The following is a 25,635-nucleotide window of genomic DNA, read 5'->3' on the forward strand; positions in this document are numbered from 1 at the left end:
GTGTCACCTCCACGAGGGCACGCGCGACGCACGCGCCGCGGGCCGCATCCGGTGATGGTGCACGGCGGCGTACAGCACCTGCACGATCGTCAGGCAGACGTCGAGGCTCGTGTCCTCGGAGAGCAGGAACTCGATCGAGAACGCATTCGCCTCGGGCGTCGGCGGACACGCGCTCGGGCCGCCGCATGCCAGCACCTCCTCGATCGACGGCACCGCGTCCGCGGAGGTCGGCGGCACCAGCCGCGCCACGCGCGTCGCGTGGACGTACACCCACTCGTGCCGGCCGTCGTTCAGCACGCGGACGCCGGCGCGTGCCTCGCCGCCCGCGTCGTTAGGCGGCCGGGCGGCCCCGGGGCCCGCATGCAGCACGCGCGACGTGGTGCCGCCGGCGTACGCGGCGAGCGCGAGCGCGCCCTGCACCGCCGCGGCCACGGCGTCGCGATGCGAGGCGAAGCACGTGAAGCGGACCGTCCGCGCCTCGAGCCAGCCGACCGTCGCGTGACCGGCGTCGCGAAACAGGTACGCTCCGGGGCTTCGCGGAATGATCCTCATCATGTCGATCCTCTCGGGTGAACCTGGTGGTCGATCGGGTGCTCCACCGCGGCGTCGCGCGGGAGGTCGGCCAGCGGCGACCAGAACTGCATGCGCTGCTCGATCGGCAGCGTTCGCCGCGCCTCGGCGCTCGCGCGGAGCACCATCTGGTAGCGCGCGTACAGCGTGGGATGACGCGCCCAGAACGCGCCGGGCACCTCCATCAGCCCGCGCACGATGTCGCCGGTGAACCATCCGCCCGACGCGAGCGGATCCCGCTCGGCCACGTCGAGCGCGCGCGGCACCGCGCTCGCGAAGTCCCAGCCGCCGAGCAGCGCGCCGAGCAGCTCCGTGAGCCGCGCGTCCGCAATCGGTCGGCGCGTCGTCGGTGCGCAGGTGGCGCGCGCGCGAGAGTCAGGCATCCGGACGCGCGTCCGGCGACGGTCCCGCCACCGCGCCCTCGGCCAGCGCGCGGCTCATCGACTGCGCGGCGCTCACCAGCGTGCCTAACGTCGCGTACGACGGCAGGTCGAACTCCACCGCGAAGCTCTCCATGCCCGGCGGCGCGTCGTCGACGCGCAGGAGCCGCGCGAGCTTGCGCGTGTCGTCGGCGATCCACTCGTGACGACCGTCGTGGAGGATGCGGAGCCGGTCCACGACCGGCTCGTAGCGCGGCCATCCCGGATACTGGCGTCGGAGCGCCGTGTCGAGCGCGCGCCACGCCGCGGCCGCCACGGTCATGGCGCGGTGCTCGTCGCCGGATCCGTGGAGCCCGATGGTGCGATCCCGGATCCAGCCGACCACCGTTCCGTCGAGCCGCTCGAGTCTGTGCAGTTCGTCGCCCTGGGCGAGTACGTTCAGCATGGCGTCTCCTCCAACGCGTGCCGCGAGTGATGAGCGGGATGTCGTCCGGCACGCGGACCACGCCGTGATGCCGTCGTTCGGCGCGGCCCGGTGCCCGACCGTTCAGCTGGTGGTGCGATCGGATGTCGATGGTGGATGCGGCCCTCCTCTCTCTCGCGTGAGGTGCGGGTGGGCTGCGCGACGCGCACGGCGACCGCGGAAGTCGCGTTTTTTTTGTGCGGCCACGCGTGCGCGCGCGAGCCCACCGGAAGCGGTGCCTAACGTGGGACCGCCCCCCCGGCGTCGTGCGCAGGAGGGGCGGTCGGTCGCGGCGCCGGTGAGGGTCGCCGCGGGAGCCGGTCCAGGCCGGGGCTCAGCCGCTCCGGTGCCGCCCTCGGAGCGATGGCCCACGGCGCCTGCGCGCGCGCGGGAGGTCGGCCGCCACGTCTCGCATCTCGGACACCCGCGTGCGATGCGTGCCCGACTTCACGAGGTACGGCACGCCGCTGTCGGTCGCGCGCGACGTCGCCGCCCGCCCCGTCCACGACCCCGTCGCACCCGTGCACGCTCCGCGCGCCGGCGTGGCGGTGCGCGCTGGTCGCGTCGCGGATCGAGCGGTGGTGGTAGCAGCAGTCATGACGGCGTGCACGCGAGTGGGTGAAACGCACGAAGTCGCGTCACCGATGTCACCGGCCAGCACACACGGCTGCCGGGGGCGACCACCCGCGCGACGCGCGGCGGCCACCTTCCACATCGGGACGCGACTCCCGCATCGGAGTGTAGCCCGCGCGCCGATGAAGTCAAGCGAGGTCGACACGTTAGGCGGCCACGCGCCGATCGGCCGTGCGCGCCGTCGTCGGCCGCGGGTGCTCGGTGAACGGCCCCTGCCGGACGAGCATCGCGATGCTGAGGACGAGCAGCAGTCCGCTCAGGCCGAGCAGCAGCGCATGGAACTCCTGCGGCGTCGCGAAGCCGACGGCGATCGGCACGAACGCCGCCAGCACGACCGAGAGCCACGGCTCGCGGCGGTACCACGGCCACGGCGTGTCGTGCGCCACCGTCGACGTCGTGGACGATGCGGGCGATGTGGACGCCGTCGACGTGCGCGCGGCGGCCACCGTCTCCGACGGCGCGGTCGGCGACTCGGCCGGCGGATCGTCCATCGGCGACGCGAGTCGCACCTGCGGCTGCGAGGTGTCGTTGCGACCACCCGGCAGATGCGCGGGGATCGGGATCGGGCGAGCGTGGAAGGACATGGCGATTCTCCAGGGCGTGTCGGACGGATCCCGGGCGCGCGCGCCCGGGGCGGAAGTCGACGGGTGCCCTCGCCTCAGCGCGTGGCGCGCGAGCGCGGAGGGCGATCAGCCCTGGAGAGGTGGGGCCGTCGCGAAGTACGGGAGGACGGCGCCGAGGGCGGCGACGGCGTGCGACGCGCGCAGCGTGCGCAGGCTCGCGTCGGGCGCGCCGACCAGCGCGCGCAGCAGCGCCGCGGGCGACCCGAGCGAGGTCGCCGGCGTGGGATGCGTGGCCGGCGGCGCGCCCGTCGCCGACACGACGCCCGTGACGACACGCGTGAAGCGCGGCGCGTCGCGCGTCGGGCGGGGCTCGCTCCGTCGCACGCTCGTCTCGACCGCGGCGCTCGCCGCACGAGCGGCGGCGCCGTCAGGCCGCGTCGCCGGATGACCGGCGAGCGCCTGGAAAATCGAGAGCCAGAGGGCTACGAGGAGGGACACGCTCACGGAGCCTGATACACCGCGCTGGACCAAGAGGGTCCAACCGCCGAGCATCGCGAGCCGGCTCAGGTCGAGGCGACGAGCCGACGCGACTTCTTGAGCCACCGCGCCAGCGCCCACAGCACCGCGGTCGCCGGCACGCCGGCGAGCAGCGCCGCGTGATACGTCGGGCGCGCGTCCCACGGCTCGTGCGCGAGCGAGTCGCCGAGCATGAGCAGGCACGCGCCGGCCACCCAGTACGCCGCGCTGCCGTACTCCTTCACGATCACGCGGCGCCAGTCGAACGGCAGCCCCGCGAGCGACGCGCGCAGCCCGCGCGGCCGGAACCCCCACCGCGGCACCGCCGCGCTGTACGCGTCGTACGCCGCGCCGAAGCGGTCGCGCAGGAACGCCTCCTCCGCGGCCACGATGGCGACGTAGCCTAACACGAAGAACGGGATGCCTAACGCGTAGGTGAAGGGATTGTTCCACACGACGAGCAGCCCCGCGAGGATCAGCAGGTTGCCGACGTACAGCGGGTTGCGGCAGTGCGCGAACAGCCCACCGGTGACGAGCCCCTCGGCGTACACCCGCCGGTCGCGGCCGCCGCGGATGATGTACGCGTAGCCGATCACGGCGACGCGCAGCGCCTGCCCCACCACGGCGAGCGACACGCCCAGCAGGTCGAGCAGGTCGTCGAGCCGCCGGTCGCCGCTCGGCCAGTGCGGGCGCGTGAGGCCGAACAGCGCGAGCAGCACGACCGGGAACAGCGCGTCGCGGTAGCGGAACAGGAAGTTGCCGTAGCGGATCAGCATCTCGGCGGCCTCGCGCCCGTCACTTCACCGCGATCATGCCGGCGAAGTTGTACCACCGGAAGAACTCCTGGAACCGCGTGAACCCGCAGCGGAGCAGCAGCTCGCGGTTCTCCTCCACGCGGTACGGGATCAGCACGTTCTCCAGCGCCTCGCGCTTGCGCGCGATCTCCATGTCCGAGTACCCGTGGCGCCGCTTCATCGCGTAGTACTTGTCGATGAACACGCGGTTGAAGAGCGTCTCGCTCTCGATCACCTTCTCGCAGAAGATCAGCGCGCCGTCGGGGCGCGTTCCCGCGGCGATGGTGCGCACGACGCGCTCGCGGTGCAGCGGCCGCACGAACTGCAGGGTGAACAGCATCACCGACACCGACGCGTCCTCCACCACGAACGGCGCGTGCAGGTCGACGAGCCGCACCTCGCGCCGGCGCGTCGGCGTCAGCCCGTCGAGCCGCTCGCGGGCGCAGCGCACCATGTCCGGCGCGTTGTCGACGCCGACGAGCCGCACCGACGGGTCGAGCCACGAGTCGAGCGCCAGCAGCGTCGTGCCGGTGGAGCACCCGAAGTCGTACACCGTCGATCCGGGCGCCGCGAACTCCGCGGCGAGCTCGCACGTCATCCGCTGGATCTCGCCGTAGAACGGCACCGAGCGGTTGACCATGTCGTCGAACACCCGCACGGTCGCCGCGTCGAACGCGAAGTCGGAGCCGCGCGGCGCTCCGTCCGCGAAGATGCGATCGGTCGGTGCGCCGCCGGGGGTGATCGGGCCCGGCATGGCCCCGTCGGGACGGTACGACGCGGGCGTCGTCACGACGTCTCTCACGCTCGGCCTCCCTGGTGAAGACTCGTCGACCTCCCCGGATATACCGCGCCCGGGCCGGCTGTCAACGAGCCTCACATCGCGCGAGACGTTCGGTCACTCCTCGTCGAACAGCGCCCACTCGAGCGCGGCGACGAACGCGCAGCAGTCGGCGCCGTCCTCTCGCGCCGCGTCGCGGAGCGTGCGCGCGCCGCCGCAGCACGCGTCGATGCCGAAGCCGTCGAGCACCGACGCGACGGCGGGGTGCTGCCGGAGCAGCTCGTTCACGGTCGTGGCGGGGTCGACGCGCGGAATGGGCCGGCTCTCGCGCCCGTCCGAGAGCGACCCCGCCGCGCCGCGCACGCCGCTCACCGCGCCGAGACCTTCAGGTGTCCCTTCATGCCCAGCAGCGCGTGGGGGTCGCACTGGAAGTAGTACGTGCCCGGCGCGAACGCGACCTTCACGTCGTACGTCTGTCCCGGCAGCTGCAACATCTCGCTCGCCGGCGGGAGCCCCTGCACGCCGGGGTTCGAGTCGGGAAGGAAGTGCACGTTGTGCACGCCCTGGCCGAGCGTGTAGCGCACGACGTCGCCCGGCTTGGCCTCGACCGTCGCGGGCTGGAACACGTTGTTGCCCTGCGCGTCGGTCGTCGCCGTGACAGTGATGACCTGTCCGCCGGCGTCCGGCGTCTGCGGTCCGCCAGCGGCCGCCGGCGCCGCGGCGTTGGCCGCCGCGTTAGGCGCCTGCTCGGCGGCGGAGGCGGCGCCGTGGTCCTTGCCGCCGCACGCGGCGACGAGGGTGGCGGCAGCGAGGGCGGCGAGCGTGGAGATCCGGGACTGCGTCATTGAGTGAGGCTCGAGTCGAAGTGGTTGGTCAGAAATCCCTGCGGCGGAACGCGCGCAGGCCGAGGCCGAGCGGCAGGACGATCCAGGCGAGCAGTGCCGACGCGGCGACGAGCGATCCGGCCGTGCCGCCGAAGAAGCGCGCGAACACCGCGCCCGTGTAGCCGAGGAGCGCGGCGACGTCGAAGCGCAGGAGGAGCAGCACGCGCGCGAGATCGATCGGGTTCGTCAGCATCGCGGCGAGCAGCGGCCGCTCCACGGGGTAGTCGGCGAACACCGCGACGGCGAGCAGCACCGCGCCGTCGTAGACCAGGCCTAACGCGAGCCACAGTCCGACCGCGGCGCCGAGCCCGCGAACCTTGTCGTCGCACCGCGTGGCGATGACGAACGCCAGCGCGACGAACACCAGCGTGAGCGCGACGCCGCAGGCGAGCAGCGTCGCCAACGTCGCCGCCTCCGCGCGGCTGCCGAGTCCGTGGATCGCGAACGGCAGCCCCACGCCCGCGACGAAGCCGACGGCGAGCGGCAGCGCGAGCCCCAGCAGCAGGCCGCCGAACAGCGGCGGCCGGCCGACGGGCTGGGTGAGGAGCAGCTCGGTGAACTCGCGCGCGTCGTACAGGTACGTGGTGCCGAACACGAGGGCGACGAGCGGCACGACGAACAGCACCACGTTCACGAGGCTGAGCAGCGCGCGGCCGTCGCCGCCGCCGAAGCGGAGCAGCGCGTCGGTCACCACCGCGAAGAACCCGACGTACGCGAGCAGCCACCGACTGCGCAGCACGTTGCTCGTCCCGTAGCCGGCGACCCTGAGAACCACCGCGGCAGGCGTCATGCGGCGGCCTCGCACGGCGCGAAGGATTGCGCCGAGAGCAGCTGCGCCACGGCGCGCTCGAGGCGCGTCTGGCCGGATGCACGGAGCAGCGCGTCGACGCGGCCGTGAAACTCGACGCGGCCGTCGACGAGCAGGGCCACGTCGTCGGCCAGCTCCTCGATCTCGCTCATGATGTGCGACGTGAGCAGCACGCTCCGCCCGGCGGCACGCTCGGCGAGCACCTTGTCCTTGAGGATGCCGCTCGAGATCGGGTCGAGGCCGGCGGTCGGCTCGTCGAGCACGAGCAGGTCGGGGCGGAACAGGAACGCGAGCACCGCGTTCACCTTCTGTCGGGTGCCGCCGGAGAGCGTGCGCAGCGGCTTGCGCAGGTGCGGCTCCAGCGCGAACCGCTCGACGAGCTCCACGTCGCGGTCGGCGGTGGCGGCCGCGTCGCGAAGATCGACGAGCATCGCCATCAGGTCGGCCGCGGTGAGGTTCTCCGGGAAGCGCGCGATCTGCGGCATGTAGCCGATCCGCGCGCGGTACGCGTCGCCGCGCACGATCTCGCCGCGAAAGCGGATCTCGCCGGCGTCGGGCCGCGTCAGGCCGAGCACGGACTTGATGAGCGTCGTCTTCCCGGCGCCGTTCGGGCCGACCAGCGCGAGCACGCGGCCCGGGTCGAGCGCGAGGTCGACGCCGCGCAGCACGTGCGCGTCGCCGAACCGCTTGGTGAGTGCCTGGATGCGGAGCATCGTCAGTGAAGCGAGGAGACAGTCGTGCGACGCGCGACGGGCCGCATCGCCGGGTGCGCGTCCACGACCGCGTCGGGCGTGAGCGACGGGATGCCGCGCTCCGCCACGTCGAGGAGGTCGACGAAGAAGCTCCGCAGGAGCACCATCGACGGCTCGTAGCGCGCGACGAGCAGCGAGAAGAGCCGCACGGGCCGGTGCGGCACGTCGCCGCGCCCGTCGCGATCGAGGTCGTAGCCGCGGTAGGCGTCGAACCAGTTGCCGGCGAACGCCGCGGTCGCGTCGCGGCCGCTCGTCGCGACGTCGAACGTGTTCGCGGAGAAGTCGTTCGCGTCGAAGCGCGAGTCCTGCACGTTGGACATGAGGCGCACGCCCCAGCCGTTCGACGCGAACACGTTGCGCGACGCGAGGAGCCGCGTGGTGCCGTCGGCCATGAGGCCCACGGTGTTGCGGGCGAACGTGTTCCCCTCGAGCACCGGGTCGCCGATCTCCTTCAGCAGCAGCCCGTACGCCGCGCCGCCGCGATTGTCCTCGAAGCGGTTGCCGCGCATCACGACCTGCTTCGTGTACATGACGGCCACCCCCGACCCGTTCGCGCGGAACGTGTTGTCGAGGTAGCGGCAGCTGTCGGAGTACATGAAGTGCAGCCCGTAGCGCAGGTTCCTCTCGCTCACGTTGCGCTCGACGGTGCTCGCACGCACGAACTCGAAGTAGATGCCGTCGCGGTGGCCGCGGATCTGATTGTCGGCGATGACGACGTCGCGCGCGCTCCACAGGTGGATGCCGTTGCCGCTCGCCGACTCGCCGGTCTTGCGCGCCGAGAGGACGTTGCGCTCGATGCGGCACCCCGCGACGTTCGCGAGATAGACACCGAAGAACGTGTCGTCGAACCGGTTGTCAGCGATGGTGCAGCCACCGGTATCGCGCACGCGGAGCGCGGCGCGATCCTCGGTGAACGCGGTGCCGACGCGCGCGAAGCGTACGCCGCGCACGGTCACGTCGCGCGCGGTCACGACCATGATCTCGCGCGCGTTCTCGCCGTCGAGCGTCGGCAGGCCCTCGCCGACGATGGTCACGGCGCGCGTCACGTGGAGCGTGGGCTCGCGGTACGTGCCGGCGCGAATGACGATGCGCGCGCCGGCCGGCGCGACGCGCAACGCCTCGGTCACCGTGCGCACCGCGCCGGTCGGCGAGACGACGACCGCGGGCTGCGCGAGGGCCGCGTGTGCGCCCAGCAGCAGCGCGGCGCCGAACGCGACCGGGCGGCGGTCAGTCCGCACGCGCCGCATGCGTCGCCTCCGCGAGGGCTCCGTCGTGCCGCGCGGCGGCGAGCACGTCGCTCCACCGCATCGTCGCCCCGGCTGCGCGAGCGCCGGCCGGCACGACGCCGCGCTGCGTCGCCACGAACCCCTTCCCCATCGGGCTCCCGGCAGCGCCCTGCAGACGGCGGAACTCCGCGCTGTCGGCCGCGAGGAACGTGCCCGGGTGGTTCCAGTCGCTCACCCACACGCCGCGCACCGCCGCCGAGTCCTGTGCGAGAACGAACGCGGCGAGGCACTCGACGGAGTCGAAGGTGTGGATCCTGCCCGTCGCGGTGATCACCTCGGCGCCGAACCGCCGGTCGCTGATCGTCATGCGACAGAAGCCGCACGACTCCTCGTCGTAGGCGATGGCCCGCGGGCCGTCGGGCGTGCACGCGGCCGCGAGCGCGGCGACGAGGGCGAGACGGCGCGCCGTCGCGCCGAGCGTGGGAAGGCGCGGCATGCGTCAGCTCCGCGCCGGCGCGACGGGCGGCGGCACCGGGGCAGCAGCGTGCGTCGCGGCGCGGTGCGCGACGTGCCACGGCCGCACCAGCAGCGCCATGACGCCGAGCAGGAACGCGACGCCGAGCAGGATGCCGCCCGCCGCCGGCCACGACGTGGCGACGAAGTTGAGCAGCGTCTTCGCGCCGATGAGCGGCGGCTGGTACGTCATGCCGGGGATGCTGATCGCCGCGCGCGGGTCGAGGTTGTGGCCGTAGTCGCGCTCCCACTCCCAGAAGTCGAACAGCCCCCACGCGCCGAAGGCGGCGAACGCGCCGAGCCACACGTGCAGCAGCCACCGGCGGCCCGTCGCCGCGGCAGCGAGCACGCCGACGATCAGCGCCGCGAGCACCCACGGCATGACCGTGAGCTCGGGGATCGCGTCGGGCACGATCTGCTTCATGCCGATGTAGTGATTCAGCTCGTTGATGTTCGCGAGATCCTGCGGCTGCACGCCCGTGATGGTGTGCACGCGGATCAGCATGCCGAGCCCCTCCGGGTACTGCGGCGCGACGAGCCCGATGCGCCACAGCGGGAAGACGTAGGCGCCGGCCAGCGCCGCCGCGGCGGCGACGAGCAGCAGGCGGGAAAGTCGAGGGAGCGTCATGGCCGTGAGGCGTTGGGCGTGGACTCCGACCGTCATCACGGCCGGAGTCCACGTCTCGGGTCAGTCGTTGCCGTGCTTGTGGGCCCGGGGAGCGGCGCTCCCGTTAGGCAGCCGCGCGAGCTGCGTGGCGGCGCGCGGGCTCGTGTTGGCCGACAGCGTGACCGTCGAGCCGGCGGGGCTCACGCGGACGTAGCCCTGCATCTCCTGGTGGAGCGCGGAGCAGAAGTCGGTGCAGTAGAACGGGTACACGCCCGTCGCCGCCGGCACCCACTTCAGCGTCTTCGTCTCGCCCGGGTTCAGGATCAGCTCCGCGTTCGTCGCGCCGAGCACCGCGAAGCCGTGCAGGATGTCCCAGTCCTGCTCGATGTTCGTCACGTGGAAGTAGACCGTGTCGCCGAGCTGCACGCCTTCCAGGTTGTCCGGCGCGAAGTGGCTGCGGATCGCGACCATGTTCACGTCGACGCGCTTGCCGGCGCGCTTGATGCCGCCCTGCGCCTCGGCCTTCGTCACGAACGGGTGCGTGTTCTCGGTGAGCTTGTAGAACTTGACCTGCTGCTGCTCGATGAGCGACGCGGGGACCGCGTTCGCGTAGTGCGGCTCGCCGATCGTCGGGAAGTCGAGCAGGAGCTTGATCTTGTCGCCGCTGATGTCGTAGAGCTGCGCGCTCTGGGCGAGCTCGGGGCCGGTCGGCAGGTAGCGGTCCTTCGTGATCTTGTTCATCGCCACGAGGTACTTGCCCCACGGCTTCTTCGTGTCGCCGCCCGGGATCATGAGGTGGCCGACCGAGTAGTACGTCGGCGCGCGATCGAGCACCTCCCAGGTGCCGAGCTTCCACTTCACGACCTCGGACGAGATGAACATCGAGGTGTACGCGTTGCCGCGGCCGTCGAACTCGGTGTGCAGCGGACCGAGGCCGGGCTTCTGCACCTCGCCGGCGAGCACCGCCTGGTACTTCAGCACCGGGATGCCGTCGATCTCCGACTCGAACTGCTTGTCGGCGATCGCCTTCAGCAGCTTGGTGGCCGAGTGCACCGGGATCACCGTGGCGAGCTTGCCGCCGGCGACGATGTACTCGCCGGTCGGGTCGACGTCGACGCCGTGCGGCGACTTCGGCGTCGGCAGGTAGTAGACGAGGCCCGGGCACGTGCGCGGGTCGAGCATCGGCACGCTGGCCACCATCTCCGACTTCGCGGCGCGCGAGCCCTCGTCCATCCAGTTGTGCGCGTACCGGGTGTTGACCGTGCGCGCCTTCCCCTGCGCGACGCAGCTCTCGGCCTGCTTGTAGTTCACGGCCGCGATGTAGTCCTTGTCGGCCTGCGAGGCGTTCGCCTCGAGCTTCGTGTACGCGCGCTCCGAGTTGTACGACGTGAAGAAGAACCAGCCCTCGCTCGGCCCCTTGCCGGCGTGCCCGAGATCGTAGTCGTAGCCCGGCATGAGGATCTGGAACGCGATCCGCATCTTCGTCGGCTCGTCGGCCTTCACGAACGAGAGCGTACCCTTGAACGTGTCCTTGTAGCTGTCGATCGCGACGTCGCGGTTCTCGCCGGCGTCGCCGATCGGGATCGAGAAGCGCGTCGCGCTCACGACGTAGCGGCCGTCGGGCGTGGTGAACGGCGACGCGTGGCCGCCGGCGGCGTTCGGGATCTGGACGATCTCGTCGGTCTCGAACGTCGTGAGGTCGATGCGCGCGATGCGGGGCGTGTTGTTGCCGTTGATGAACAGCCACTTGCCGTTCGGCACGCCGTCGGTCTGCGACAGCTCGGTGTGGTGCGAGTCGTCCCACGGGATGAACCCGTAGGTCGTCTCGAGCATCGGCTTCGTCTCCTCGTTGTAGCCCCAGCCGTTCTCGGCGTTCTGCGAGAACACGGGGATCACCTTCAGGAGCCGGCCGGACGGCAGGCCGTACACGGAGACCTGGCCGCTGAAGCCGCCCGACATGAACGCGTAGTACTCGTCGTGCTGCCCGGGGGCGACGTAGACCTTCGACGCCGCGTCGCCGACGGCGAGGTTCGCGGACGGCGTGCCCGTCGTGCGGCACGCGAGGAACAGGAGGCCGCCTAACAGCGCGGCGCCGCCGCCCACGAGCAGGGAGCGGGATGTCTTCATGGAGTGTCTCCGTCGATGACGGATCGGTGGAGGGAGGAGAGCGCTCCGGCGGCGCCCTCCGCGCCCCCGGTGAGATCGGCGACGGTGGTCGCGCCGAAGAAGGCGTGCACCTGTCGGGCGACCGGCGCCCAGCGCGTGTGCGCTTCGCAGGCGTGCGCGTCGCCGCAGGGGTGGTCGTGGAGCAGGCAGCGTGCAGTGTCGAGGCCCATGAACGGCGCCACGACGCGGTCGAGCGTCAGCTCCGAGGCCGGGCCGGCGAGCCGGAATCCGCCGCTCGGCCCGCGCGTCGAGCGCAGCACGCCGGCGCGGGCGAGCTGGTTGAGCGTCTTCGACAGGTAGTTGCGCGGGACGCCGGTGGTGCGGGCCAGCTCGGACACGTGCGTCCACGCCCCGGTGGGGCGGCCGGCGAGGTGCAGCACGGCGCGTAGCGCGTATTCGGCGGTGTTGCTCAGCACGAGGTCTCCGGCGTGGTGTCTGCCATACATCATCGGCGAATCCGAAATGCCGGGCCGTAGGGCGCTCGCCGGAAATCGCACTCCGATTCCCCGACAGCCGTGCCGGGGAACGGCGCGCGTGCCTAACACAGGCGAAACGGCGGGGGCACCGAGCCGGTGCCCCCGCCGTCCTGTCACCTCCGCCTCCTTGTTGGGAGTCTTCTGGATTCCTCGCACGCCCCGCTCGCTCAGAAGGCCACGGTGCCCTCGAGCATGAAGCCCTTGAACTGGGCGCCGTTGCGGATGTCCTTCGTCGGGAAGTCGTAGTACTTCTGGTTCACCCACTCGAGCTTCGTGAGCACCGTCGGGGTGACGAACCAGCCGCCGCCGACCTGGTAGCGCTTCACGCTGACGTCGTTCGCGATCCCGGCGAGCTTGCCCGACACGGTGTTGTAGCGGCCCGAGAGGTACACGTTCTCACCGAGCCCCCGCAGCGTCACCTCGTTCACCGTCTGGGTGATCGTGCGGAGCGCCGTCTCCGAGGCCAGGCGTCCCTTCGCCTGCTCGAAGTTGCCGAAGTACTCGAGGCCCCTGACCTTGAGGAACGGGTTCACGACCACCGAGTGCAGCGGGCCCGTGGGACCCGAGAACGGCTGCACCGCACCCGTCCAGGCCGTCGCCGTCTCGTCCGTGCTGTTCGTGATCACGCTGTAGTACCGGCTGCCGGCGCGGTCGCCCGAGAAGAGCACCTGGTTCGCCGCCTTGCTCTGCCCGTACCACGAGCCGGTGAGGCGTGCGCGGACGTCCTTCGTGAGCTGGCGGTCGATGCCGATCTTGCCGACGAACGCGGGCGAGCGCTGCGCGGCCTTCTGCACCATCCCCTTCTCCTCGCCGTTCGTCACGCCGCCCATCACGAACGCGCCCTGCGCGAGACCGCGGCCGCGGAGGTAGAGCTCACCGCCGATCTGCGGCACGAACGCGTCCATGATGTAGTTGCCGACGAGCGGGTTGAACATCGCGTTCCCGTTGTCGGTGCGGCGGAAGTGCGCGTCGCCGTAGTTGATCTCGAAGTGGCCCGCCTTGATCGTCACGTACTGCATCAACGTGTTCAGCGGCTGGAAGTCGATCGGCGAGTCGTCGACCTGCAGGTAGCCGTCCTTCACCCACGTCTCGTTGTGGTGGCGGGCCGACAGGTATGCGGTCATCGAGACGCGGATGCCCTTCGCGAGCTGCGCGCCGACGTAGGCGTTCGCGACGGCGTTGTTCGGCCCGTGGCCGATCTGGACGAGCGCGTTCGTGTTCGCGCCGTTGACGACGTTGGGCGCGGCGGTGTTCGACTGTCCGAGCCCCTGGAACTGCTGCGTGAACGCGGCGCCGAAGCCGAGCCGGAAGCCCGTGAAGGGGATGGGGTCGTCCTTCGGCGTCTCGAACACGTTGATGCCGCGCTTGTCGGCCGGACGCAGGCGCTGGAGCGTGATCGGCGGCAGGTTGCTCGGCTTCGCGGTCGACGGGGCCGCGGAGGTCGTGGTGTCGGCCTTCGAGGCGGGACCGTTTCCATCCTGCTGTGCCGCGAGCGGGGCGCCGGCCAGCAGCGCGGCCGCGAGTGTGACGATGGTCGTGTGAGTGCGCATGGTGGTTCTCCCGTAGGGGTGCCGTGAGTCGTCGAGGGCGTGAAGTCAGTTCGCTACCGACGTCACGGGCTTGAGGAGCAGGTCGAAGTTGACGGTCACGAGCTCGTCGACCTTCATCGTGCCCATCATCAGCGAGGGCGGCTTGAGGCCGAACTGGGTCATCCGGATCTGGGCCGCTCCCGTCACGTGCAACGTTCCGTTAGGCGCCGGCTCCGCCTGCGCCTCGAGGCTGATCGGCCGCGTCTGGCCGCCGAGGGTGAGCGTGCCGTTCAACGTGCCCTGCACGCCGGCACTGCTCTTCGCGACGTCGTAGCCGCTCAGCTTGAACTCGATCGTCGGCGCGTCCTTCGCCTTCAGCGCCTTCAGCATGTGCTCGTTCATCGTGCCGTTGCCGCAGTCCATCTTCTCGGCCGGCACGGTCACGGTGGCCGTCTGCACGGCCTTCGTGCCGGCGAGCACCGCGGCCACGGCGCCCGGCGCCGCGTCGACGTCCACGGAGAACACGGGCGCCTTGCACGAGAAGCGGCGCACGGTGGACTTGCCGTCGATCCAGATGCGGCTCTGCGGCTGCATCACCAGCGGATCGTTGGCGGAGCGCCACGCGATCGCCGCGGGCGCGAGGCTGAGGAGCGTGGCGAGGGCGAGCCGAGTATTCGCGCGCATGGTATGCTCCGGTCGGTGTCTCGATCGCGGAGGTCGTCGCGATCGTCGTGCGTGCTGTCTGTAGTGAGGTTAGGCCGGCCGGTCGCCCCGCTCAGGAAGGGAAGCCCGGATCCTTCGTCGGGCGTCAGCGGCGGGCGTGTCGGGGATCGCCCGACGTGCCGACGTCGGCGGCTCAGGGCAGCTGCGCGAGGTGGTGCTCCGCGGGATGGTTCTGCGCCTCGAGCGTCATCGTCGTCTTGCCGATGACCGGCATCGTGCTCTCGATGCGCACGGGGATCCGGCAGTGGTCGTCGGTGAGGTCGAGCAGGATGACGCCCTCGCCGCGGAAGCGCCGCGGATCCTGCACCCGCATCTCCACGAGCACGGTGCGGAACGTCCCCGCCTCGGTCGTCACGCTGCGGCGGCCGAGCACGCGGACGCGCGTCGGGTTGCGGGCGGCGTCGAAGTGGCGCGCGTAGGTCACGCCGGTGTCGGTGAGCGACAGCGTGCGCAGGACGTACATGAACGACAGCTCGTCGAGCGGCGCCTCCGACGCGATCGTGCCGCTCGCGCCGTCTTCCGCCGCCCACCGGTGCGTCTCGGGGTAGAGCTCCACGCGCTCGTCGTGCTTCGAGAGCGGGTGCCGCTCGTGCTTGTGGAAGCGCAGCGACGTCAGACGCTCGGGATCGAGCCACGACTCCGTGTGGTCCACGGCGCCGATCGGGCCGACCTTCGCGTGGAAATCGAAGCGGAGCACCCACGCCGTCGTGCCACGCAGGACCTGCGGCGTGTCGACGACCATCGTCGTGCGCCCCACCGCGCCGACGCGTCCGGCGCGCACGCGGTACTCGAGCCGCTCGCCGACGAAGAACGGGAGGCGCGCGGCGCCCGACGAGCTCTGGGCGGTGGCGCCGCTCGCCGTGGTCAGCGCGGCGCCGAGGGCGATCGTCGCCCGGGCGATCCGTCGAGCCCACTCGCCGTACGCGTTCGTGCACATGGTGTCTCCGTGGCCGGGTGTCACTCCCACACACGGAGGGTACGGCGAGCGGGCGGCGGTCACCGTCGGGGCTCGGGCACGGCGTCGGTCGAAACCCCCGACGGGGAGCCGTGGGGAAACCCCCGACGCGCGGCTACTTGCGAATGAGGTCGATGTCGAGCGCGAAGCGCACGTAGTCGGTGCGGTGCGCGAGACCGACCTTCTCCTCGACGCGCTGCTTGTACGTGTCCACGGTCTTCGCGCTGATGCCGAGCTGCTGGCCGATCTCCGGGCCGTTGTAGCCCTCGGCGACGAGGCGCAGCACCGTCTGCTCGCGCGCGCTGAGCGAGTCGAACGCCGCGCGCCGCGCGTCGGGCGCGGGGCCGTGTCGCACCGACTCGGCGAGCATCCGCGCCACCCGCGGTCGCACGTAGACGTCGCCCGACGCGACCACGCGGATCGCGTCGACGAGGTCACGCTCGGCGGCATCCTTCGCGAGGTAGCCGCTCGCGCCGGCGTCGAGCAGCGGGAGCAGCCGCTCCTCCTCGGTGTGCATGGTGAGCACGAGGACCTTCGGCGGCACCGGCAGCGCGTGCAGCGCGCGGGTCGCCGTCGTGCCGTCGACGCCGGGCATCTCGAGGTCCATGATCACGACCTCGGGGCCGAGCCGCTCGACGAGCGCGACGGCGTCGCGGCCGTCGGCGCCCTCCCCCACGACGACCACGTCGGGGACGCCGGCGAGCAGGGCGCGGATGCCGGCGCGCACGACGGCGTGGTCGTCCACGATCACGACGCGGATCGGCTCGTCGCGCATGGCGACGCCGCGGCGCACGTAGGGGCGGGCGGCGAGCGTGAGGCCTAACGCCTCGAGGTCACTGCCGGGCGGCAGCATCGGCGTGTGGGTGGTCCGGGTCATGAGATCCTCCGCGAGGTGTGTGACGCCGAGTGTCCCGGCGCCGACCTACGCTCGCCTGCTCGCCCGCGTCCGCCCGTCGGGCATCTCCCGCATCTCCGGCGCAGGATTCCCCGATGACCTCAGGGCGCGATCGGGACGGATGCGCGGATCCGCGTGCCGCGACCCGGCGCCGCGTCGATGTGGACGCGCCCGTTCACGAGGTCGACGCGCTCGCGCATCGCGAAGAGTCCCATGCCGGGGCGGCGGGCTTCGGCGTCGGCGAGCGAGAACCCGTCGCCGTCGTCGCGCACCTCGAGCACGAGCGCGGCGTGGTCGCGCGCCAGACGGACGTCGGCCGTGCGCGCGTGCGCGTGCCGCTCGACGTTGCGCAGCGACTCCTGCGCGACGCGATACAGCGCCGCCATCACCTCGGGCGACGCGCCGTCCGCGACGTCGGGCGCCGCGGTGACGGTCACCTGCAGGTCGCTCCGCTCGCTCATGGTGCGCGCGAGCCATTGCAGACCCGGCACGAGCCCGAGGTCGTCGAGCACCCGCGGATGCACGGTGTGCGACAGCGCGCGCACCTCCTCCAGCACCGTGCCGGCGAACGCGCGCAGCTCCGCGAGGCGGGCCGTGGTGGCGGGATCGGTCGCGTCGCGCGCGGCGGCGGTGAGCTGGTACGCGAGCGCGGCGATCGACTGCGCGACCGAGTCGTGCAGCTCGCGCGCGATGCGGGAGCGCTCGGCGTCCTGCGCGCGCATGGTCTGCGCGGCGGCGGCCCGGAGGCGGTCGCGGTCCGATGCCAGCCCGTCGAGCAGGAGGTTGAGCGTGCAGCCGAGTCGCGCGAGCTCGGCGTCGGCGACCGGCGACGGCACGACGCGCGCGCCGAAGTCGCCGCGCCACACGCGCGCCGCGACCGCCTCGATCTCGCGGACCGGACGCAGCGCCAGCACGACGAGCATGCCGTTGAGCAGCAGCGCGAGGCCGAGCGCCACGGCCAGGATCTCGACGCCGCGCGCGCCGCGCAGCGCATCCGGCGTCGTCAGGAGCGCGACCGCGGCCGCGAGCGCGACGAGGACGTTCGCGCCGACGAGCTTCGCGAGCAGCGACACCCCGAGGACGCGGCGCAGCCAGCCGGCGCGCGGGGCCGTGTTAGGCACGCCGACGGCGCGGCGCAGCACGGGCCCGCCGGTCGACGCCGGCTCCCAGCCTTTCTTCACGATGACCGTCATGGCGAGGACGATAACGCGGCCCGCCGGGCGGCCCGGTCGGGGGAGCGCTGATTCGCTGTGCGCATCCGACCCGTGCCGCGTGAGGCGATTCCCTACAACCGGGCGAGCGACTCCACCATCGGCTCCAACGCCTCGGACCACTTCCGGTCCGTGACGTCGGCCATCGTGAGCACCGCACCGTCGATCGCATCGAGGCTCGCGCCGAGCGGCGTCACGCTCACGCTCGCGTAGCGGCGTCGGCCCGTGGTGCTCCCGAGCTCGATCTCCTCGTCGCGCACGACCTCGCCGGTGAGCAGTGCGCGGCCCAGCAGCGAGCCGACGGCGTCGGGCAGCGCGGCAACGTCGCGCCGCGCCGCCGCGTTCGCGTACACCAGTCGGCCCTGCCGGTCGGCCATGAACACGGCGACCTCCAGCTGCTCGAGGAGCGCGCGCAGCGCCGACGGCCCGAAGCACGAGGCGTCGTCCGCGACCGAGCGTTCGCGGAGGGTAGTGTCGATCGGCATGGGAGATCCTCGGTGACGTGTGCGCCAATCGTGCGCCGGCCGCCACGCCAGCGCCGTAGGCGAACCCCCGCGCTCGTGAAGGGGATCGTCCGGCAGCGAAACGCCGCCGCGCCGCCAAGTTGGGCCGCGGTCCGCCGCACCACGCACCGACGTCACGGTGCCCGCGCATGAGACGTGGGAGCGATCATGCCCGACTCGCCAACCGAGCGCACGAACGACCGGCCGCCCCGTGCGGCACCGATGCCGGGTTCACCGGACGAGCGGCGCGCGTTCGCCGATCTGCAGCGGGGGCTGGCGCCGATGTACCGGCGAATCTTTCCCGATCCGCTCGCGCCGCGGACCGTCGTCGTCGTGCCCAGCATGTCGCTCGACGCGGAGGCGCTGACGAAGCTCGTCGGCGCGTCGCACTACGAGGAGCGGCTGCTCTGTCTGCTCATGCTGCTCCGGCTGCCGCACACGCGTCTGGTCTACGTGACGAGCCAGCCGATCGCTCCGTCCATCATCGACTACTATCTCCACCTGCTGCCGGGCGTCCCGGTGAGCCACGCGCGCCGGCGCCTGACGCTCCTGTCGTGCGGCGACGACTCGCCCGCGCCGCTGACGCGCAAGATCCTCGACCGGCCGTGGCTCGTCGACGCGATCCGCGCGGCGATCGCGGACCCCACGACCGCGCACGTCAGCTGCTTCAACGCCACGGCGCTCGAGCGCACGCTCGCCGTGCGACTCGGCGTGCCGCTGTACGCGTGCGATCCGGCGCTCGCGGATCTCGGGACGAAGAGCGGCAGCCGCGAGGTGTTCCGCCAGGCGGGCGTCGCGATGCCCGACGGACACGAGCGCCTGCGCGACGTGGACGACCTGGTCGACGCGCTGGTCGCCCTCAAGCGGCGCCGACCGCTCCTGCGCCGCGTCGTGATCAAGCTCGAGGAGGGGTTCTCCGGCGAAGGCAACGCCGTCCTCGCGCTCGACGGCGCGCCTAACGGCTCGGGCCTCGCGCGGTGGCTGCGCGCGGCGCTGCCCGCACGGGCGCGCTGCGTGGCGCCGGGCGAGACCTGGGAGAGCTATCGCGCGAAGCTCGCGCGCATGGGCGGCATCGTGGAGGCGTTCGTCGAGCACGGCGACGCCGGCTCGGCATGCTCCCCGTCGGTGCAGTGCCGGATCGACCCGCTCGGCCGCGTGCAGATCGTGTCCACGCACGACCAGGTCCTCGGCGGACCGACGGGGCAGGTGTTCCTCGGGTGCGCGTTCCCCGCCGATCCGTCGTGCGCCGCGGGGCTGCACGAGAGCGGTCGACGGATCGCGGAGGTGCTGCGCGACCGCGGGGCGATCGGCCGCTTCGCCGTGGACTTCGTGTCGACGCGGCGCGGCGCGGCGTGGGACCACCGCGCGATCGAGATCAACCTGCGAAAGGGCGGCACCACGCATCCGTACCTGACGCTGCAGTTCCTGACGGACGGCGCGTACGACCCGGCGACGGGACTCTACCACACGCCGACGGGCCAGCCGTGCTACTACGTCGCGTCGGACAACCTGCACGACCCGGCGTATCGCGGGCTGGCTCCGGAGGACCTGTTCGACATCGTGGGCAACGAGCGGCTGCACTTCGACGGAGCGACCGCGCGGGGCGTCGTGTTCCATCTCCTCGGCGCGCTGTCGGATCACGGAAAGCTCGGCGCCGTGTGCATCGGCCCGACGCGCGAGCACGCGCAGAAGCTCTACGACGACACGGTGGACGCCCTCCAGCGCGTGGTGGGCGCGGCGCGCACGCCCGTGCGCGCGGCGTGATCGCAGGCAGGTCGCCGAGTCGACGCCTCAGCGCAGGGTCGCGTTGTACCACCACACGGCGCGGCTCAGATGCCCGTCGGCCGCGAACTGCAGCGGCACGCTCACCGCGAACGCCGCGGCGCCCGCACCCAGCACGATGCTTCCGCCGCGATCGAGGCGGCCGGCCGCGAGCGCGCGCACGCCACCGACCGCGAGCAGCAGCGCGCCGCCGTCCGTCAGCGCGCTGGCCTGCCGCCGCACGCGGACGGCGCGCGCCGCGTAGTGCGCGGCCGAGTCGTGCGCGGCGAACAGCGGCGGCAGCGGACGCGCGCGGAAGAAGCCCAGCGTCGCGACGTGCGCGCCGGACGACCCACGCACCACCGCGAGGCCGTTCCACACCGGCGCGATGCCGAGCGCGCAGCGGACGTAGGGACACGCGCGGCTCGTGTCCGCACGCGACGGCGTCGGGCCGGAGTCGACCGCCGTGCCCTGCGCGCCGGATCGTGCCGCCGCGCCGAGCAGCGCGGCGAGGAGGGCCGCGCGCGTACCCGCGTGCGTACCCGCGTGCGTCATGGTGTCGCGAAGCCGCGTCATGGACATGGACGTGAGATCCCCTCGTGTACGCGGCACACGCCGCACCCGCGCAACGTCGGTCCCCGCGCGCGCGCGCACCGTCGGGTGAATGGGCCGACCTCGCGCGGGATTGCCCGACGCGGCATCGGTCATCGGCCGATGGCCGCGTGGCCGACATCGCGAAATCATGCAGGGGCGACGACCTGCGAAGCCGGCCGTCGACCACACCGGGGGGCCGACCATGTCCGCCATCCATCATGAGCTCGCGCACGTCGCCACCGAGACCGACCGCCGCGTCACGCGCGCCGGCGAGCACCATCACATTCGATGGCCGGGCGTCGCGCTGCGCGCTGCGGCGGCCGTCGTCGTGGGTCTCGGCACGCTCGTGCTGCCGGAGCTGTCCATCGCCGCGCTGCTCGCGCTGTTCGCCGGCTACACCCTCGTCTCCGCCGCCGCGGCGGTGAGCGTCGCGCGCGAGCTCGCGCGGCGACACGAGCGGGCCTGGCCGTTCCTCGTCTACGGACTCGCGGCGGCGCTCGTGTCGGTGGTGCTGCTCTCGTGGCCGACGGCGCTCACCGGTGCGCTGCTGGGCGCGCTCGCCGTCTGGATGGCGCTCGCCGGGACCTCGGAGCTCGTGCTCGCCACGCAGCTGAGCCGCGTGCTGCCGCATGCGCGCCTCGTCGCCGCCGTCGGCGCCACCTCGGTGATCGCCGCGGGCGCGTTGCTCGCGCAGCCGGCGGGGGCCGCGGCGACGGCGGCGCGCGTGATCGGCGTGTACGCGCTGCTGTCCGGGCTGTTCCTCGCCGGGCTCGCGGTACGGCTACGCCGCGAGCAGCACGTGCTTCGACGTCGCGTGCAGTCACGAGCCGTCCGACGGCACGACGTCACGCCGCGGCTCGACGTGCCTCGCCCGTGAGCCACTCGCTCGGCCGGTCGCGCTGCTGGACCGCGAGCGTCACGAGCCACCGCTGCCCGGTCGCGTCGACGATCTCGTCGGCGACGCGGTCGAACCACGCGCGCGCGCGCGCGCCGCATCGCCGGCGCGCCGCCAGAGCTCTCCGACGAGGTACGTCACCACCGCGCGGCGCTCGCGCGCCACCTCGTCGTAGAGCGCGAGCGCACGCTCGAACGTTCGCGCCGCGCGACGCCGGAAGAACCGTTCGGCCTCGACGTCGCCCTCGTCGATGCAGCACCACGCGGCCCGCAGCAGGAGGTCGGCGACGGCGGCGTCGCCGTCACCGCGCCGCGCCGCGATGTCCGCCGCGGCCTCGTACTTCTCGGACGCCGCGACGCGGTCGCCCCGCGACGCCATCACGCCGTCCAGCGCGGCCGTCGAGGCGCCGGTGACGACGTCGCACGCGAAGTCGTCGCGAGGACCCGCGAAGCCGCACGCGCCGCACAGCGCGACGAGGTACGCGACCGGCTCGGGGCCGTCGACGCGACGGTGAAAGTCGGTGCTCGTCCGGGCGCGCGCGTCGCTCTCCTCGGGCGCCGCGGCCGAGAACCATGTCCCACACACCGGGCACTGCAGCGTGATCTCTCGTGAAGCGCGCATCGTCCGTCCCGGCGACGTCCGGCCGGCCTCCGCTGTCGGTGACATCCGCGCAGGCGTCGGAGAGACATTCACCGCGCTGCCGCGACTGTCGGCGAGAATGCCGTTCGCGGTCGGATGATTCCATCGGGGGCTTCCCGAACGTGGCGCCCAGCGTCGCCCGCCACGCCGTCGGGCGATCCCCGACACGAGCGACGCTCGCGACGTCGGCGAGCGCCGGCGCGACGGAACCACGGCGTGTCCGTGACTGCCCGACACCGGCCGGCCGCCTCGTCCGGCACGTTAGGCGGCGTCCACGCACGCCCTCGCTCGGTGGGAGAACCGCACGATGTCGATCGCCCTCATCACCCGCGCGCCGTCGGCCGAGGACGCCGGGATCGCGCCGACGTCATCCGAGCGTGGCTCGGAGGTCGCCGAGCGCTGCCTCCGTCGTCTCGACACGGCCATGGCCCGCCCGTCGCCGGAGACGGCCGCGGCGCTGCGGGCCGCGGTCACCGATCTCGTCGACGAGATGCGCGCACGGGGCCTCTCGCGCGACCAGGTCGTCGGCGCCGTGACGGCCCTCGCGCGCGAGCACACGCTCGGCAGCGGCGTGCTGCGTCTCAGCGGCCGCACGCCGTCGACCGCGTCGAGCCCCGCGGCGTTCGACGCGCGGCTCGCGCAGTGGTGCACGCGGGCGTACTGCGACGACGCGTGGTGGTGAGCGCGATCATCGGCAACCGGAGGGTTCGATGTCCTCACTGTCCATACCGAACGGAGCGTGCGCGCTCCCGGACCGCGTCACGGCGCCCGGGCCCATCGTCGTGGGCACACCAGGCGACGAGGGCGACGCCGCGCTCGAGACGGTGCGACGCCTCGTCGCGTACGACGGCCGCGCCGTCTCGGTCGTCTCCGCGCTGGAGCTTCCGACGCTCGACGTGAGCGTCGCCGGCGTGCCGTACGTGCCCGACGTGGAGGAGTACGCCGCCGCCCGCCGCGAGCGCGTCGCGCGACAGCTCCGCGCCGCCGGCGAGGTGCCTAACACGTGGCCCGTCACGGTGAGCGGCGACGATCCGGCGCACGCGATCGCCGACGCCGCGCGCGCGGCGAGCGCGTCGCTCATCGTCGTCGGCGCCGGCCACCACGACGTGACGGCCCGCCTGTTCGGCGAGGTCGCGGTACGCGTGGCGCGCCACGCGCCCTGTCCGGTGCTCGCGATCGCGCGGGAGCCGATGCGCGTGCCGCCGCACGTCGCCGTCGCCGCGATCGACTTCAGCGCGTCGAGCGTGATCGCGGCGCGGGCCGCGCGCGACCTGCTCGCGCCCGGCGGCACCCTGCACCTCGTGCACGTGTGGCGGCGCCACGCGGTCGACACGCCGGCGCACGCCGAACAGGACGCGGCATACGAGCGCGCCCTCCCCGAGCGCTTCGCGCGCGTCGAGCGCGAGCTGCTCGACCATCCGCGCGACATCGCGATCGTGCCGGCGTCGCTGCAGGGCGACCCGGTCGAGCGCCTCACGGCGTTCGCGTGGTCGCACGTCGCCGACGTGATGGCCGCCGGCCGGCAGGGGCACACGTTGCTCGAGCGGCTGTTCGTCGGGCGTGTCACGACGGGGCTGCTGCGCGCGGCACCGTGCGCCCTGCTCGTCACGCCCGAACCGGCGCTCGGCGCCGCGGACCTCGTCGCCTCGAACGCCTAACGCACGACGATCCTCTCGACCCGGAGGCTCCAGTGCCGCGTCATCGCAATCGGTGGCTCGCCCATCGCCGCGTCCTCGGCGTGGCGGTGCTCGCGCTCGGGCCGAGGCGCGCGAGCGCCCAGCGCACCCAGAGCGACGCGCACGTCACGTTCACTCCGTCCGCCGCCGTCACGGGCTTCACGTACGACTGGAGCACGTGGGCGTTCGCGCGTCCGGGAAACCTGCTCGGCACACCGAACTCGCGCGGGCGGATCGACGTCCCGGGCGACCAGGACACGTTCGCCGCGAGCGCGTTCTCGCAGCGGTTCAGGCCCTCGGGTGGGGAGGCGCATTCGCGCGCGGACGTCGACCTCGCCGGCGTGCTCACCGGCCCGCCGTACGACATCTCGCTCCTCTCCAGCGCGGAGTCGAACGGCGGCGAGGCCTCGGAGGCTCACTCGACGCTGACCGCGCTCGGTGGAGCGTCGCTCCTCCACGGCACGATCTCGTGGGGCCCGAGCGTGTTCGGGTCCGGCGGCCTCCTGGGCCTCTCGTCGCCGGGCGCGGGCGTGGGAGCGTGGGCTCAGGACCCGGCCACGCAGGCGACGACGTACTTCGCCCCGTTCCTCTCCATGGAGTCGGCGAACTGGGGCGGCCAGGTCACGTGGGACAGCAACACCGGCCTGTTCGCCGTGAACGCGAAGCAGATGACGTTCAGCCTGCGGATGTCGAGCCCGTTCACGTCGGTGAACGGGCTGTTCGAGTTCACGATCTTCCGAGGGCAGGTGACCCAGTTGACGCATACCGGCATCTTCGCCTCGATGCCGTTCCATTTCGCGTCGCCGGGCAGCTTCACGACGACGCTCGCCCCGATCGAGTTCGACTACGCCGTTCCTGATCCGAGCGGTGGCGCCGATCCCGTCGACGCGGGCGCGTATTTCTTCGCCAGCAGCGGTGCGGCCACGATCACGCCGGAGCCGAGCACGCTCGTGCTCCTCGGGAGCGGCATGTCGCTCCTGCTGGTCGCGGGCGTGCGCCGGCGCCGAGCCGGCCGGACCGGGTGAGCGAACCGATGCCCGACATCCTCGTCGTACTGCCGCCCGCGCGTGCCGGCCGTCCGACGCGTGCAGCGCCCGACACGTCCAACCGCGCGATCGCCGCCGCGCTGGAGGAGGTCGCGCGGCTGCTCGAGGAGCAGCGCGCGAACCCGTTCCGGGTGCAGGCGTACCGCCACGCCGCCGCCACCGTGCGCGGCCTGCGCGTGACCGTCAGGCATCTGCTCGACGGCGGCGGCATCGACGCGCTCGAGCAGATGCCCGGCATCGGCGCGCGGCTCGCCCGCATGATCCAGGAGCTCGCGGCCACGGGCCGCCTCGAGCTGCTCGACCGGCTGCGCGGCGGGCACGACCCCGTCGGCGTCCTCGGATCGGTGCCGGGCGTGGGACACACGCTGGCCGAGCGCGTGCACGAGCGGCTGGGCATCGCGTCGCTCGCCGATCTCGAGGCCGCGGCGCACGACGGGCGGCTGCGCACGGTGCCGGGCTTCGGCGCCAAGCGCATCGAGGGCGTCCGCGCCGCGCTCGCCGAGCGGCTGGGCCGGGGCCGGACGTTAGGCACCGCGCCGGAGCCGGACGTGCGTGAGCTCCTCGACGTCGACCGCGAGTACCGCGAGCGCGCCGCGGCCGGCGACCTGCCGCGCATCGCGCCCCGGCGGTTCAACCCGAAGCACGAGGCGTGGCTGCCGGTGCTGCACACCACGCGCGGCGACCGCCACTATACCGCGCTCTACTCCAACACGGCGCGCGCCCACCGGCTCGGCGCGACGCGCGACTGGCTCGTCATCTACCACGACGGCGCACGCGGCGAGCACGCGAGCACCGTGGTGACGGCGCGGTACGGGCCGATGGAGGGACGGCGGGTGGTGCGCGGCCGCGAGGCGGAGTGTCTGGCGCTCGAGGCGGCTTTATGCACATCCTGACCACAAATGCGTACGCCCGGGCGCGCGGTGCGCGCACGAAGCGTCGCGACTCAGAGCGTCACGCCGCGTCCGTTGATCGGCATCGCGGGCCTCGCGCTGCGGCGGGTGCGCGTGCCGACGCTGCTCATCGTGGGCGGCAACGACCCCGAGGTTCTCGCGCTCGACCGCGCGGCAATGCACGATCTG

30 protein-coding genes are annotated in these 25,635 nt (G+C 72.8%); 6 read left to right on the forward strand and 24 right to left on the reverse strand.

Annotated features, from left to right (window positions below; genetic code table 11):
- Positions 1 to 3: 3 nt before the first annotated feature.
- From J421_RS25195 to J421_RS25300, 22 genes are all read right to left on the reverse strand, one after another.
- Entirely contained in the window at positions 4 to 555 is a 552-nt protein-coding gene (locus tag J421_RS25195) for a hypothetical protein (protein ID WP_025413888.1), read from the reverse strand.
- Positions 552 to 953, reverse strand: coding sequence for a contact-dependent growth inhibition system immunity protein (locus J421_RS25200; protein ID WP_025413889.1), 402 nt, complete (start codon positions 951 to 953; stop codon positions 552 to 554). Before J421_RS25200 ends, J421_RS25195 begins: the two co-directional genes overlap by 4 nt.
- Positions 946 to 1,395, reverse strand: coding sequence for a hypothetical protein (locus J421_RS25205; RefSeq protein WP_025413890.1), 450 nt, complete (start codon positions 1,393 to 1,395; stop codon positions 946 to 948). The genes J421_RS25200 and J421_RS25205 overlap by 8 nt, the downstream gene beginning before the upstream one ends.
- 797 nt (positions 1,396 to 2,192) lie before the next feature.
- Complete coding sequence (locus J421_RS25210) at positions 2,193 to 2,630, reverse strand: hypothetical protein (RefSeq protein WP_025413891.1); 438 nt, start codon at positions 2,628 to 2,630, stop codon at positions 2,193 to 2,195.
- Between the two features lie 105 nt (positions 2,631 to 2,735).
- Positions 2,736 to 3,107, reverse strand: a complete 372-nt coding sequence (locus tag J421_RS25215; protein ID WP_148306531.1) for a hypothetical protein — start codon at positions 3,105 to 3,107, stop codon at positions 2,736 to 2,738.
- Positions 3,108 to 3,172: 65 nt separating this feature from the next.
- Complete coding sequence (locus tag J421_RS25220) at positions 3,173 to 3,901, reverse strand: methyltransferase family protein (RefSeq protein WP_104023280.1); 729 nt, start codon at positions 3,899 to 3,901, stop codon at positions 3,173 to 3,175.
- A gap of 19 nt (positions 3,902 to 3,920) precedes the next feature.
- A complete protein-coding gene (gene cmoA, locus J421_RS25225) occupies positions 3,921 to 4,721 on the reverse strand; it encodes a carboxy-S-adenosyl-L-methionine synthase CmoA (RefSeq protein WP_236646367.1) in 801 nt (266 codons plus the stop codon).
- 93 nt (positions 4,722 to 4,814) lie between these two features.
- On the reverse strand, positions 4,815 to 5,069 hold the full coding sequence (locus J421_RS25230) for a DUF542 domain-containing protein (RefSeq protein WP_025413895.1): 255 nt from the start codon (positions 5,067 to 5,069) through the stop codon (positions 4,815 to 4,817).
- Positions 5,066 to 5,542 (reverse strand): plastocyanin/azurin family copper-binding protein, encoded by a 477-nt coding sequence (locus J421_RS25235; RefSeq protein WP_025413896.1) that lies wholly within the window; start codon positions 5,540 to 5,542, stop codon positions 5,066 to 5,068. The genes J421_RS25230 and J421_RS25235 overlap by 4 nt, the downstream gene beginning before the upstream one ends.
- Before the next feature lie 28 nt (positions 5,543 to 5,570).
- The gene (locus J421_RS25240; protein WP_025413897.1) at positions 5,571 to 6,371 is read right to left on the reverse strand and encodes an ABC transporter permease subunit; all 801 of its coding nucleotides are present in this window, start codon (positions 6,369 to 6,371) and stop codon (positions 5,571 to 5,573) included.
- Positions 6,368 to 7,102, reverse strand: coding sequence for an ABC transporter ATP-binding protein (locus tag J421_RS25245; RefSeq protein WP_025413898.1), 735 nt, complete (start codon positions 7,100 to 7,102; stop codon positions 6,368 to 6,370). The genes J421_RS25240 and J421_RS25245 overlap by 4 nt, the downstream gene beginning before the upstream one ends.
- 2 nt (positions 7,103 to 7,104) lie before the next feature.
- Positions 7,105 to 8,379 (reverse strand): nitrous oxide reductase family maturation protein NosD, encoded by a 1,275-nt coding sequence (nosD, locus tag J421_RS25250; protein WP_158508897.1) that lies wholly within the window; start codon positions 8,377 to 8,379, stop codon positions 7,105 to 7,107.
- Positions 8,369 to 8,863 (reverse strand): hypothetical protein, encoded by a 495-nt coding sequence (locus J421_RS25255; protein ID WP_025413900.1) that lies wholly within the window; start codon positions 8,861 to 8,863, stop codon positions 8,369 to 8,371. The genes nosD and J421_RS25255 overlap by 11 nt, the downstream gene beginning before the upstream one ends.
- Positions 8,864 to 8,866: 3 nt before the next feature.
- Positions 8,867 to 9,508: a hypothetical protein gene (locus J421_RS25260; RefSeq protein ID WP_025413901.1), complete on the reverse strand. Its 642-nt coding sequence runs from the start codon at positions 9,506 to 9,508 to the stop codon at positions 8,867 to 8,869.
- Positions 9,509 to 9,568: 60 nt separating this feature from the next.
- On the reverse strand, positions 9,569 to 11,614 hold the full coding sequence (gene nosZ / locus J421_RS25265; protein ID WP_025413902.1) for a Sec-dependent nitrous-oxide reductase: 2,046 nt from the start codon (positions 11,612 to 11,614) through the stop codon (positions 9,569 to 9,571).
- On the reverse strand, positions 11,611 to 12,069 hold the full coding sequence (locus J421_RS25270) for an RrF2 family transcriptional regulator (RefSeq protein ID WP_158508898.1): 459 nt from the start codon (positions 12,067 to 12,069) through the stop codon (positions 11,611 to 11,613). Before J421_RS25270 ends, nosZ begins: the two co-directional genes overlap by 4 nt.
- A 227-nt stretch (positions 12,070 to 12,296) precedes the next feature.
- Positions 12,297 to 13,679, reverse strand: a complete 1,383-nt coding sequence (locus tag J421_RS25275) for a hypothetical protein (protein ID WP_025413904.1) — start codon at positions 13,677 to 13,679, stop codon at positions 12,297 to 12,299.
- Between the two features lie 45 nt (positions 13,680 to 13,724).
- Complete coding sequence (locus J421_RS25280) at positions 13,725 to 14,342, reverse strand: YceI family protein (protein ID WP_025413905.1); 618 nt, start codon at positions 14,340 to 14,342, stop codon at positions 13,725 to 13,727.
- A 172-nt stretch (positions 14,343 to 14,514) separates the two neighbouring features.
- On the reverse strand, positions 14,515 to 15,318 hold the full coding sequence (locus J421_RS25285) for a DUF3108 domain-containing protein (protein WP_025413906.1): 804 nt from the start codon (positions 15,316 to 15,318) through the stop codon (positions 14,515 to 14,517).
- 133 nt (positions 15,319 to 15,451) lie between these two features.
- Positions 15,452 to 16,213 carry a response regulator gene (locus J421_RS25290; protein WP_104023281.1) on the reverse strand — a complete coding sequence of 254 codons (762 nt, stop codon included), beginning with the start codon at positions 16,211 to 16,213 and terminating at the stop codon, positions 15,452 to 15,454.
- Between the two features lie 119 nt (positions 16,214 to 16,332).
- Positions 16,333 to 17,424 carry a sensor histidine kinase gene (locus tag J421_RS25295; protein WP_025413908.1) on the reverse strand — a complete coding sequence of 364 codons (1,092 nt, stop codon included), beginning with the start codon at positions 17,422 to 17,424 and terminating at the stop codon, positions 16,333 to 16,335.
- A 92-nt stretch (positions 17,425 to 17,516) separates the two neighbouring features.
- On the reverse strand, positions 17,517 to 17,927 hold the full coding sequence (locus J421_RS25300) for a PAS domain-containing protein (protein ID WP_025413909.1): 411 nt from the start codon (positions 17,925 to 17,927) through the stop codon (positions 17,517 to 17,519).
- Between the two features lie 186 nt (positions 17,928 to 18,113).
- Between J421_RS25300 and J421_RS25305 the strand changes: the two genes are divergently transcribed.
- Entirely contained in the window at positions 18,114 to 19,709 is a 1,596-nt protein-coding gene (locus tag J421_RS25305; protein WP_236646368.1) for a peptide ligase PGM1-related protein, read from the forward strand.
- 27 nt (positions 19,710 to 19,736) lie between these two features.
- Here J421_RS25305 and J421_RS25310 read toward each other — a convergent pair whose 3' ends face one another.
- Positions 19,737 to 20,282: a hypothetical protein gene (locus J421_RS25310; RefSeq protein WP_025413911.1), complete on the reverse strand. Its 546-nt coding sequence runs from the start codon at positions 20,280 to 20,282 to the stop codon at positions 19,737 to 19,739.
- A gap of 220 nt (positions 20,283 to 20,502) precedes the next feature.
- Between J421_RS25310 and J421_RS25315 the strand changes: the two genes are divergently transcribed.
- Positions 20,503 to 21,177, forward strand: coding sequence for an HdeD family acid-resistance protein (locus J421_RS25315; RefSeq protein ID WP_025413912.1), 675 nt, complete (start codon positions 20,503 to 20,505; stop codon positions 21,175 to 21,177).
- Positions 21,178 to 21,216: 39 nt separating this feature from the next.
- Here the strand turns inward: J421_RS25315 and J421_RS25320 are convergent, their stop codons facing one another.
- A complete protein-coding gene (locus tag J421_RS25320) occupies positions 21,217 to 21,816 on the reverse strand; it encodes a DUF2225 domain-containing protein (RefSeq protein ID WP_158508899.1) in 600 nt (199 codons plus the stop codon).
- 325 nt (positions 21,817 to 22,141) lie between these two features.
- On the opposite strand from J421_RS25320, the gene J421_RS25325 reads away from it, so the two are divergent.
- From J421_RS25325 to J421_RS25340, 4 genes are read left to right on the forward strand one after another with little or no spacing between them, the layout of a single operon-like run.
- Positions 22,142 to 22,516, forward strand: a complete 375-nt coding sequence (locus tag J421_RS25325) for a hypothetical protein (RefSeq protein WP_025413914.1) — start codon at positions 22,142 to 22,144, stop codon at positions 22,514 to 22,516.
- A 28-nt stretch (positions 22,517 to 22,544) separates the two neighbouring features.
- Positions 22,545 to 23,492 (forward strand): universal stress protein, encoded by a 948-nt coding sequence (locus J421_RS25330; protein ID WP_104023284.1) that lies wholly within the window; start codon positions 22,545 to 22,547, stop codon positions 23,490 to 23,492.
- A gap of 32 nt (positions 23,493 to 23,524) precedes the next feature.
- Positions 23,525 to 24,535, forward strand: coding sequence for a PEP-CTERM sorting domain-containing protein (locus J421_RS25335; protein ID WP_025413916.1), 1,011 nt, complete (start codon positions 23,525 to 23,527; stop codon positions 24,533 to 24,535).
- 8 nt (positions 24,536 to 24,543) lie between these two features.
- On the forward strand, positions 24,544 to 25,449 hold the full coding sequence (locus J421_RS25340) for a helix-hairpin-helix domain-containing protein (protein WP_025413917.1): 906 nt from the start codon (positions 24,544 to 24,546) through the stop codon (positions 25,447 to 25,449).
- Positions 25,450 to 25,635 lie beyond the last annotated feature (186 nt).

It is taken from the genome of Gemmatirosa kalamazoonensis, assembly GCF_000522985.1.
Lineage (GTDB): Bacteria > Gemmatimonadota > Gemmatimonadetes > Gemmatimonadales > Gemmatimonadaceae > Gemmatirosa > Gemmatirosa kalamazoonensis.

What these genes read in the sequence shown, in the direction of transcription:
- J421_RS25195 (WP_025413888.1), bottom strand. Translation starts at nt 555, where the DNA reads ATGATGAGGATCATTCCGCGAAGCCCCGGAGCGTACCTGTTTCGCGAC.
- J421_RS25200 (WP_025413889.1), bottom strand. Translation starts at nt 953, where the DNA reads ATGCCTGACTCTCGCGCGCGCGCCACCTGCGCACCGACGACGCGCCGA.
- J421_RS25205 (WP_025413890.1), bottom strand. Translation starts at nt 1,395, where the DNA reads ATGCTGAACGTACTCGCCCAGGGCGACGAACTGCACAGACTCGAGCGG.
- J421_RS25210 (WP_025413891.1), bottom strand. Translation starts at nt 2,630, where the DNA reads ATGTCCTTCCACGCTCGCCCGATCCCGATCCCCGCGCATCTGCCGGGT.
- J421_RS25220 (WP_104023280.1), bottom strand. Translation starts at nt 3,901, where the DNA reads ATGCTGATCCGCTACGGCAACTTCCTGTTCCGCTACCGCGACGCGCTG.
- J421_RS25235 (WP_025413896.1), bottom strand. Translation starts at nt 5,542, where the DNA reads ATGACGCAGTCCCGGATCTCCACGCTCGCCGCCCTCGCTGCCGCCACC.
- J421_RS25240 (WP_025413897.1), bottom strand. Translation starts at nt 6,371, where the DNA reads ATGACGCCTGCCGCGGTGGTTCTCAGGGTCGCCGGCTACGGGACGAGC.
- J421_RS25245 (WP_025413898.1), bottom strand. Translation starts at nt 7,102, where the DNA reads ATGCTCCGCATCCAGGCACTCACCAAGCGGTTCGGCGACGCGCACGTG.
- J421_RS25255 (WP_025413900.1), bottom strand. Translation starts at nt 8,863, where the DNA reads ATGCCGCGCCTTCCCACGCTCGGCGCGACGGCGCGCCGTCTCGCCCTC.
- J421_RS25260 (WP_025413901.1), bottom strand. Translation starts at nt 9,508, where the DNA reads ATGACGCTCCCTCGACTTTCCCGCCTGCTGCTCGTCGCCGCCGCGGCG.
- nosZ (WP_025413902.1), bottom strand. Translation starts at nt 11,614, where the DNA reads ATGAAGACATCCCGCTCCCTGCTCGTGGGCGGCGGCGCCGCGCTGTTA.
- J421_RS25275 (WP_025413904.1), bottom strand. Translation starts at nt 13,679, where the DNA reads ATGCGCACTCACACGACCATCGTCACACTCGCGGCCGCGCTGCTGGCC.
- J421_RS25280 (WP_025413905.1), bottom strand. Translation starts at nt 14,342, where the DNA reads ATGCGCGCGAATACTCGGCTCGCCCTCGCCACGCTCCTCAGCCTCGCG.
- J421_RS25285 (WP_025413906.1), bottom strand. Translation starts at nt 15,318, where the DNA reads ATGTGCACGAACGCGTACGGCGAGTGGGCTCGACGGATCGCCCGGGCG.
- J421_RS25290 (WP_104023281.1), bottom strand. Translation starts at nt 16,213, where the DNA reads ATGACCCGGACCACCCACACGCCGATGCTGCCGCCCGGCAGTGACCTC.
- J421_RS25295 (WP_025413908.1), bottom strand. Translation starts at nt 17,424, where the DNA reads ATGACGGTCATCGTGAAGAAAGGCTGGGAGCCGGCGTCGACCGGCGGG.
- J421_RS25300 (WP_025413909.1), bottom strand. Translation starts at nt 17,927, where the DNA reads ATGCCGATCGACACTACCCTCCGCGAACGCTCGGTCGCGGACGACGCC.
- J421_RS25305 (WP_236646368.1), top strand. Translation starts at nt 18,114, where the DNA reads ATGCCCGACTCGCCAACCGAGCGCACGAACGACCGGCCGCCCCGTGCG.
- J421_RS25310 (WP_025413911.1), bottom strand. Translation starts at nt 20,282, where the DNA reads ATGACGCGGCTTCGCGACACCATGACGCACGCGGGTACGCACGCGGGT.
- J421_RS25315 (WP_025413912.1), top strand. Translation starts at nt 20,503, where the DNA reads ATGTCCGCCATCCATCATGAGCTCGCGCACGTCGCCACCGAGACCGAC.
- J421_RS25320 (WP_158508899.1), bottom strand. Translation starts at nt 21,816, where the DNA reads ATGCGCGCTTCACGAGAGATCACGCTGCAGTGCCCGGTGTGTGGGACA.
- J421_RS25325 (WP_025413914.1), top strand. Translation starts at nt 22,142, where the DNA reads ATGTCGATCGCCCTCATCACCCGCGCGCCGTCGGCCGAGGACGCCGGG.
- J421_RS25330 (WP_104023284.1), top strand. Translation starts at nt 22,545, where the DNA reads ATGTCCTCACTGTCCATACCGAACGGAGCGTGCGCGCTCCCGGACCGC.
- J421_RS25340 (WP_025413917.1), top strand. Translation starts at nt 24,544, where the DNA reads ATGCCCGACATCCTCGTCGTACTGCCGCCCGCGCGTGCCGGCCGTCCG.